An 8,072-nucleotide genomic window follows, 5' to 3' on the forward strand; every position below is an offset into this window, starting at 1 on the left:
AGCAATTGAAATATGGCTTAGAAAAAACCATAATGATGTGGATTTGCTTGTACTGGATTCTGCTGTTGCATTATATCGTGTGGATGACATGAAATCATCTAAATTAAATAAGGAACTGGGTAAGCAGATGGGAATCTTATCCAAGATTGCCAGGGTATATGATATTGCTGTCGTATTGACAAATCAGATTTACAATGCCTTTGATGATGAGGGCAATAATGATATTCGTGCAGTTGGCGGAACAATCCTGCAATATTGGAGCAAGGTCATAATTCAATTGGAACGTGGTGATGAGATAAATAAGCGTGTTGCCACATTGAAACGTCATAGAAGTATTCCTGAAGGTAATCAGGCGGTTTTCGCAATCACTTCAAGAGGAATAATTTAAGATAATTTTATTAATAATTAAAAATATATATTTATTTTGGAATTGTTTGAGTGATATTATGAGGGAAAAGGATTTCGATATTAAAAACCCAAGAAAAAAATTTAAAAAAACTGAACGGGTGCCTCCAAAGGGTTATGACAATGCAAATGACTTTTTTGAGGACATGTATATGGATAAAGACATGATTTGGATGGGCCAAAATACAAATCATTTACATGATGATACAATAGCCGATGCAATGATTGATGCCATTCATGAAAAAACTTTCTGTAGATATCCTGCCCCTGAAGGATTCAGCGAACTTAAGCAGTTGATTTTAGATGATTTAGATTTTGAAGGTTTGGAAGTACTGTTAACATCTGGTGCTACTGAATCTTTATATTTATGTATGCAGGCACTTTTAGAACCTGAAGACAATGTGATTCTATCAGATCCGGGATACTTTATTATTGGAGACTTTGCAAACAGATTTGCTGGAGAAGTCAGATATGTTCCTATTTATTATCCTGAAAATGAATATAAGTTAACTCCTGATCTTTTACGTGAAAATATGGATGAGAATACTCGTATGGTTATTTTGATAGATCCATTAAATCCTCTTGGTTCCTCATACACAGAAGATGAATTAAAAGAGTTTGCTGAAATTGCAAAAGAAAATGATTTGTATTTATTGCATGATATAACCTACAAGGACTTTGCACGTGAACATTTTCTTGTAGAGAATTATGCTCCTGGCCAAACATTAACAATCTACAGTTTTTCAAAAATATTTGGTATGGCAGGATTAAGGATTGGTTCTGTTATTTCATCCAAACCGATTATAGATGCCATCAAAAATGCCGTTGTCAATGATTTGGGTGTTAATATTATTTCACAATATGGTGCTATTGCAGGTCTTAAATCAAAACCGTTATGGTTTGAAAGGATTAGGGAAACCTGTTTTGAAAACCAAAGGTTAATCAAGGAAATGGTTGACACTGTTGACGGAGTATTTCTGCCTGTTTATCCGTCCGATGCAAATATGATGGCTGTTGATTTATCCGGTGCAGGAATTGATCCAAAGGAAATGTCAAACTATTTAATTCAAAAGAAACTTTTCACAAGAGAAGGGGAATACACATCTGAAGAATTTGGAGACAGATACCTGCGTATTAGTTTTTCAATTCCAACAGAACAAATCAAAGTATTCTGTGAGGAGTTCCCAAAAGCTGTTGAAGCTTTAAAAAAATGATTGATGTAGATTTCAAAGGGTTTAGATATCATAAACCCATTCCTAATTTTTATAAAATAGATAATCCCGAAAATCCGGAGACAGAAATTTCAGATGATTTGCTGGCCGAATTGGAAAATTTGGCTAAAAAATATAATTTTACGGGAATCAGCTATTCCAAATTGTCCGATGAATTCAAAAATGATTTTAATATTGACATTGATAATGTACTTATTTTTAAATTTCTCATGGGTGTTGATTTAATTAATATGGAACCTTCACGAGAGAAGGGTAAATTAATGGATAAGGAATTTCAGGAATATGGAATTCACGTTTACGAATTTGCCGATTTTTTAAGGCAAAATGGATTTCGGGCTGATTTATTGCATCCCTTGGATGATAATTTAAGTTTGCGGGCAATTGCAATGCAGTCCAATGATTGTGTCATTACAAGAAGCAACATGTGTTATTTTAAGGATGGATTGCACAATAGCTTTTTCATGATACACACATCAATTGACAATTTGCCTTTTAAAACTGAAAATGACATGTTATGGGTTCCGGATTTCTGTTCAACATGTGGGGTATGCATTGATAGGTGTCCAAAGGATGCATTTGATGAGAATGAAAAGCTTTTAAGAAAAGTCTGTACTGCTCACAGGGAAGGGTGCAATGAGTGCATATTAAGATGTCCTTTCTTTAAAAGAGGTTATGATAAAGTTAAAAAACGATATGATAGGATGGTGAAAAAATGACTGATAAAATAGCATTGGTTTCATGCAGTGGATTAAGTCCGCTAGGTTTGGTAGTTCGAGCAGCTAGTGTAGAACTGGCATTGGAAAATGACAATATTGTTGCAGCATGCATAACTGAATATTCTGCACAGCCTAATAACTGTTCACCAATTTTAGACGATGCAAAAATAGTTACAATAACAGGCTGCAGTGATGATTGTGCATCAGTGATTCTGAAGGATAAGGATGTTGATTCAATCATGAATATTTCAGCAGATGCTGTTGTCAAAACCTATGATTTAAATCCGTTGGATGCTGTAAGACTGGATGAAGATGGTGAAAAGGCTGTTGTTGTTTTAAAAAAATATATCTTAAATGAACTTGAAAATATTTAGATTTGAGAATACTAATCTATATTCTCATTTTTTATAATTTCCACATTATTTAATGAGGATATTCCATCAATATTGTTGTTTAAAAGCAATAATACAATTTCTAATGCTTTTTTTATTCCGTTTTCTGATCTTTTAAATAGCTCTTCACTGTTATTTTCACGTAAATCAGAATAGACATCACTGGTTGTTGTAATTATATATTTGTCGGTTATTACACAAATTCCTCCACGTCCAATTCCTGCGGTTGTTCCGATAGCGATATCACAATCACTCAAGTCTTTTACAGCCTGTGCCATAATTTTACTCACAGCTTTATCTCCCTCTTCATCATAAACCTTGATGCCTTTAATTAATTCTTTTGGCTTAGGAGGATTTTTCACATTTAAAATTTTTACAACAGCTTCTATTGTTGGAATAAATAAACTGCAAGTTACACTAATATTATCATAATCAAAATTGCCATAACTCCTTAGGTTTTTGACATATTCTCTTCCGAAGTTTCCTTCATAACCTTGGGCCAGAGCGTGCAGTTCTCTTCCAATCTTTCCATGAGTAAAACATTCAGCTGTTGCTATTTTTATCATTTTGGTCTCTCAATAATTTTAAAGCATTCATTGTAATGATTTTCGCGACTTCATCTAATGTATAGGGTGTTACGGGTTCTTTATCTCTAATTAATTTATTTGTTGTTAAAACTAAGTGATTTTCTGTTATTCCCTGTTTTCTTAGCTCTTCAACAGCAGGATTGGATTCATCATACTCTGAAATATCTTTAATTTCAATATTTTCATTTCCAAATCCGAATATTCCTGCAGTTCCAATAGTTTTGGCCCCTCTTTTTTGGGCATGTTTTATTATTTTTGCTGCGGTAGGGATTGTATTTCCTCCGGCAATAACAATGATTACTACGTCACCTTCTATTAAATCAATATTCTCATCGTCAATGTATTGTGGGTAGCTGATAATATTTCTGAATTCTTCACTGTGGGTGCATAGCTGTTTTATAAAGTCGGGTTTGTTTTGACCTATTTCCGCTCCATAAAGTGTAAATATCACATCTCCTCCGTCAATTTTTTGCCCATCAAATGCACCTATAATTTTAGGCCCTCCCCGGTGGACTTGCATTAAGTTTATAGCTATTCTTAAACCTAATCTTCCGCATCCTATTAAATCGATTCTTCCTTTAGGGACCTGTCTGTCTTCCATTTTTTGAATTTCGTCTGTCATAATATCACTTTAATTGTTCTATTGGTTTTTTGTCTATTACTTTCATGTTTATGTTAAGTTCACTTAGAGTGTCTTTAAGGGCATATAATCCTGGAACTTCACTTTCATGATGATTTAAGTCTATTACTGTTATTTCTAAGTTTTTTGCAAGGATTGCAGTTTGTTGAGTCAAATCTCCTGAAATTAAAATATCTAAATTTTTATTTTTTGCCAATTTGATGAATTCTGGATTTTTAAGTCCAAAACCGGATATAACTCCAATATTTTTAATAATTTTTTCATTATCTAAATTATTAACAATTCTTGCATTTCTAAAATTGTCTAGAATAGTCCTTTTTAATTCAATAAATGTTTGATTTGATTTACAAATCCTCCCAATTTTTGTTGAATCATCAAAATAATCAATAATTTCTAGATTCAGGATATTTGCTAATGCTTCATTTGCTCCACCATTTATTATGTCCCAATTTGAATGTATGGTATAAGTTGGTGTTTTTGGAATAAATAAAGGAGGATGATGGGTAATAATCAGCGTATTCTCATAAATCAAATCATCTTCAGGTAATAAATCCATATAAATCTTAATTTCATAGATATCTTGATTTAAATCATAATCTTTTTTAAATCCTACCTCATCAGACTCCAAAGCTATTGATTTTGGTATTTTTTCATCTAGAAATTCAATTATTTCCTTAAGCTTCATTTAAATCATTCTTGACTCTATTTTGGTTATCTCTTCAATAATTAATTCATCCAAATTGAAAGGATTGATTGTTGATACTTTAAAAGCATTTACATTAGTTAGATTCATAAACTTTTCAATATCTTTTTCTTTAAAAATAACTTCTTCAAAAAAACCCATCTCGCAAGCACAATAAAGCACTCCATCTTTCTCAAGAAATTTTTTTATTAAGTTTGTTAGAACACCAATTGTTAATGTCATGGTTCCTGAAGTTTTTGTATTAATTCCTTTAGTTTTTAAAATGGATTTATTTGGGGATTTAACTGCATTCAGTCTTTCATGGATATTATTTTTATTTTTTAAAAGTTCATCGTTATCTTCAGCTACCGGATCTTCTATTATGAATGTATTCACATCAAATTTTGAGGATTGTTCAACCTTAATGCCTCCAAAACCAGTTGTATCTATAACTACGTCTCCTGAATAAATTAAATCTAAATTAGATGAGAATTCAATTTTATTTTTGAAATCCCCTCCGATTGGAGTGTATAATAACTCTTCAAGATGAGGATAAATATCAATCAATAAAATATTTTCATATTTTTGGCTTAATTTTTTAACAATTCCAACACCTGTAAAATAGGTGCCTATAACAACTATTTTGGTGTTATTGTCCACATTTAAACTTTCTATATATTCAAAAACAGCTTCAGACTTTTTTGAAATAATTTCATTAAATATATCAATCAATTTAGTTTCAGATTTAATCGTATACACTTCTGAGGTTATTCCTGTATCAACATTCATTGTTTAACCTTCTATTTTTTTAAAACCAATTTTTTCAAGAGCTTCACATGCTTCTTTATAAACTGCTTCTTCAATTGATTTTTTATGGATTGCATGTGAAGGCGAAGTTCCTGCAGTCAATATTCTTCCTTTATTGTCAATAAAAATAAGTAATGATCCGGAACCGGGGATTCCCAAACGCCCTCTGGCAATTATTAAATCAGCATCACTTTGGTCAAGTGCCATGTATGCCTTTGCCAGTGCTGGAATTCTGCTGGTGTCTGCAGTATTGGTGTTTATTTGAAGTATTTTTGCTTCAGGAAGACCATATTCATTTAAAACTTCATTTAAAACTTCGACTTTAATTCCATTTTTATTAGGTATGTATATTTTTTTTGCATTTTTAATATATTCCTGAATTTCAGCAATCTCTTCAAGAGTGTCTCCGAATCTGCAATTATTCTCAGATTCTTCAAATGCATTTTTTATCATCTTTTCAAATGCCATATTATCATATCTCAAAAAAAGATATTAAATAGTTTGAGGTATCAAATCCAATTTCTCAATAACATTGACAACTTCAGTATAATTACCATATTCAGGAGAACCTACTCCTTTGACTTCATGAGGGTAATTGTCAGCTATTACTGTTGCTAAGTTATTGGCACCTGCTTTAAGTGAGAATTCCACATTTTCAGGGCCCACTGTTGGAGTTGGCATTGTAATGGTGATTTCAGGATACATTATTCTAGTAATTGCAACCATTTTTAACTGTTCTTTTAATGGGAATGGAGGCCAGTCTTCCATTGGAGTTCCTTCATAAGGGTTGAAGCCCATTATTGGAATTTCTTCTAAAGTTTCAAAGTTAGATAAATAGCGTAAATGTTTTATTCTATCTTCTTTACTTTCACCAAGGCCTAAAAGCAAACCTGAAGATAAACCTACTCCCGCTTCACTTACTCTTTTACAGGTTAGTATTCTTTGATCTAGTGAGTCTCCAGGTTTTCTTTGATAGAATACGTCTTCATTTATTGTTTCAAGATTGCAGCAAATTGTATCTGCACCCAGTTCGGCTAATTCCTGTACTGATTTTTCAGTCAGGTCACCTCCGACATTTACAAGAATTTCCAAATCAGATTGTCCTTTTACAATTCTGCAGGCATTAACTGCCTGTTTTCCTTTGTAACCATATCCTCCAGAACAGCTTACACGAGGAATATGTGCTTCCTGAATAGATTTCACAGCCTTTAATATCTCATCATTGGATTTGTAAAATGCATTGTAATATCCTTTTTCAGAAGTTTCTTCTGCAAATCCGCAATATTCGCATCTAGGTTGGATTTGACATTTGTTGGTAAGATGGACTGTTGATGTTAATTTGATTACTTTTGATTGATTGTCTCTTATATCGCAAGCTATCTTGAACAATTTTTCCAAATCCTCATCATTGTCGATATTCAACAATTCTAAAAATTCCTCATCACTTAATTCTTGTCCTTGTTTTGCTTTATTTAATATTTTATCAATCAATTTAACACCAGATTTTAATTTTTTTATCTTTAATATAAAATTAACTTATTTTTTAATGGCTATTTGCATAACAATTAAAAAATAAGTTAAAAAATTGTTGATAAGAATCAACAATTATAACTTATTGTGTTTATTTGTCTTTTCCTAAGTAATCTAATACGGTAGGTACGATTTCTGCTAAGGAACCGAAGTTCATTGAGTCAGCAGTACCTAATAATGCAGCAGGGTTTAAAGCATCGTCCATTTTGTCGATACCTTCATCTTGCATTAATGCAGTTACATTAGTTAAAGCTTCGTTAGCCATCATTTGTGCAAATCCAGCAGGAGCACCTAAAATTTGAGTTACAGTGTCTCTGTAAGCTAAGATACCTGCGTAGGTAATTGCGGTTACTGCGGAACACATGTCACATACAGGACCTACCATGTTTGCTGGTAATGTGAAAGCGGATCCTCTTGCTTTTTGACCTAAGTCCATTAATGTGTCGATAGCAGCTTGGTCAGCGAAACCTTCAGCAATGTATACTTGTCCTTTCATTTCAGGTACAGCACCTGGGTGGTATGAAGCTACGTTTACATTTTTACCTAAGTCTTCGAAGATTTTATTTAATCCAGGAGTTGGGATGGTACATGCGTGGGTTACGATTGCACCGTCTTTAATGTCATCAGCGAAGTTTTTGATGATGTCAGGTTGCATACCTCCTTCAGGTAACCAGGTCATAACCCAGTCAGCATCTGCTACTGCTTCGGAATCATCGTTAATACATTTCATACCTAAATCTTCTGGGTGTGTAAAGTGAATAGCACCTTTTGATGGTTTTGGTACAGTTTCTGCTAATTCATTAACTTTTGCTCTGATAGCAGGCATTACTTCTTCTGGGTTTCCTGCTTTGTGTGCTGCAATTACTTCTGCGTAATCAAAGTCATCTACTACTACAAAGTCTCCGTCAAAAATTGGGTCGGATACGACTACTTCATCTACGCCAGCTAATTCTAATAATTCTGCACCCATTTCGATTGTAGAGTGAGTCATAGAAATGTTTTCTTTTCCGGTTGCTTCTGCAACTTCACAAGCTCTTGAGAAGTTGGTAATTCCACTTGCAGCGTGTGTTCTGTAACATCC

General features: G+C 33.1%; 10 protein-coding genes and 1 pseudogene. 4 read left to right on the plus strand and 7 right to left on the minus strand.

Annotation, left to right across the window (positions count from 1 at the left end; all coding sequences use genetic code 11):
- The 4 genes and pseudogenes from ACJMLH_RS08965 to ACJMLH_RS08980 form a co-directional block, all read left to right on the plus strand.
- A pseudogene (locus ACJMLH_RS08965) lies at window positions 1–388 on the plus strand (DNA repair protein RadB); the annotation flags it as partial.
- A 58-nt stretch (window positions 389–446) separates the two neighbouring features.
- Complete coding sequence (locus tag ACJMLH_RS08970) at window positions 447–1,619, plus strand: pyridoxal phosphate-dependent aminotransferase (RefSeq protein ID WP_405276862.1); 1,173 nt, start codon at window positions 447–449, stop codon at window positions 1,617–1,619.
- Window positions 1,616–2,353 (plus strand): DUF362 domain-containing protein, encoded by a 738-nt coding sequence (locus tag ACJMLH_RS08975; protein ID WP_405276864.1) that lies wholly within the window; start codon window positions 1,616–1,618, stop codon window positions 2,351–2,353. Before ACJMLH_RS08970 ends, ACJMLH_RS08975 begins: the two co-directional genes overlap by 4 nt.
- Window positions 2,350–2,727 (plus strand): putative zinc-binding protein, encoded by a 378-nt coding sequence (locus ACJMLH_RS08980; protein WP_405276866.1) that lies wholly within the window; start codon window positions 2,350–2,352, stop codon window positions 2,725–2,727. The genes ACJMLH_RS08975 and ACJMLH_RS08980 overlap by 4 nt, the downstream gene beginning before the upstream one ends.
- An 11-nt stretch (window positions 2,728–2,738) precedes the next feature.
- Here the strand turns inward: ACJMLH_RS08980 and ACJMLH_RS08985 are convergent, their stop codons facing one another.
- From ACJMLH_RS08985 to hmd, 7 genes are all read right to left on the minus strand, one after another.
- Window positions 2,739–3,311: a UPF0254 family protein gene (locus ACJMLH_RS08985; protein WP_405276868.1), complete on the minus strand. Its 573-nt coding sequence runs from the start codon at window positions 3,309–3,311 to the stop codon at window positions 2,739–2,741.
- A complete protein-coding gene (locus ACJMLH_RS08990; RefSeq protein ID WP_405276870.1) occupies window positions 3,289–3,954 on the minus strand; it encodes a hypothetical protein in 666 nt (221 codons plus the stop codon). The genes ACJMLH_RS08985 and ACJMLH_RS08990 overlap by 23 nt, the downstream gene beginning before the upstream one ends.
- A 4-nt stretch (window positions 3,955–3,958) precedes the next feature.
- Window positions 3,959–4,657, minus strand: a complete 699-nt coding sequence (locus ACJMLH_RS08995) for a Nif3-like dinuclear metal center hexameric protein (protein WP_405276873.1) — start codon at window positions 4,655–4,657, stop codon at window positions 3,959–3,961.
- On the minus strand, window positions 4,658–5,443 hold the full coding sequence (locus tag ACJMLH_RS09000; RefSeq protein WP_405276875.1) for an SAM-dependent methyltransferase HcgC family protein: 786 nt from the start codon (window positions 5,441–5,443) through the stop codon (window positions 4,658–4,660).
- Window positions 5,444–5,446: 3 nt separating this feature from the next.
- Window positions 5,447–5,929, minus strand: a complete 483-nt coding sequence (locus ACJMLH_RS09005; protein ID WP_405276877.1) for a DUF3236 domain-containing protein — start codon at window positions 5,927–5,929, stop codon at window positions 5,447–5,449.
- Window positions 5,930–5,953: 24 nt separating this feature from the next.
- The gene (gene hmdB / locus ACJMLH_RS09010; protein ID WP_405276879.1) at window positions 5,954–6,952 is read right to left on the minus strand and encodes a 5,10-methenyltetrahydromethanopterin hydrogenase cofactor biosynthesis protein HmdB; all 999 of its coding nucleotides are present in this window, start codon (window positions 6,950–6,952) and stop codon (window positions 5,954–5,956) included.
- A 130-nt stretch (window positions 6,953–7,082) separates the two neighbouring features.
- A partial coding sequence (gene hmd, locus ACJMLH_RS09015) for a 5,10-methenyltetrahydromethanopterin hydrogenase (protein WP_405276881.1) occupies window positions 7,083–8,072 on the minus strand: 990 nt, incomplete at its 5' end.

The sequence above is a fragment of the Methanobrevibacter sp. genome (assembly GCF_045116495.1).
Classification (GTDB): Archaea; Methanobacteriota; Methanobacteria; order Methanobacteriales; family Methanobacteriaceae; genus Methanocatella.

Bases quoted from the DNA above. Each gene is read 5' to 3' on its own strand.
- ACJMLH_RS08970 (WP_405276862.1), top strand. From the start codon at position 447: ATGAGGGAAAAGGATTTCGATATTAAAAACCCAAGAAAAAAATTTAAA.
- ACJMLH_RS08975 (WP_405276864.1), top strand. From the start codon at position 1,616: ATGATTGATGTAGATTTCAAAGGGTTTAGATATCATAAACCCATTCCT.
- ACJMLH_RS08980 (WP_405276866.1), top strand. From the start codon at position 2,350: ATGACTGATAAAATAGCATTGGTTTCATGCAGTGGATTAAGTCCGCTA.
- ACJMLH_RS08985 (WP_405276868.1), bottom strand. From the start codon at position 3,311: ATGATAAAAATAGCAACAGCTGAATGTTTTACTCATGGAAAGATTGGA.
- ACJMLH_RS08990 (WP_405276870.1), bottom strand. From the start codon at position 3,954: ATGACAGACGAAATTCAAAAAATGGAAGACAGACAGGTCCCTAAAGGA.
- ACJMLH_RS08995 (WP_405276873.1), bottom strand. From the start codon at position 4,657: ATGAAGCTTAAGGAAATAATTGAATTTCTAGATGAAAAAATACCAAAA.
- ACJMLH_RS09000 (WP_405276875.1), bottom strand. From the start codon at position 5,443: ATGAATGTTGATACAGGAATAACCTCAGAAGTGTATACGATTAAATCT.
- ACJMLH_RS09005 (WP_405276877.1), bottom strand. From the start codon at position 5,929: ATGGCATTTGAAAAGATGATAAAAAATGCATTTGAAGAATCTGAGAAT.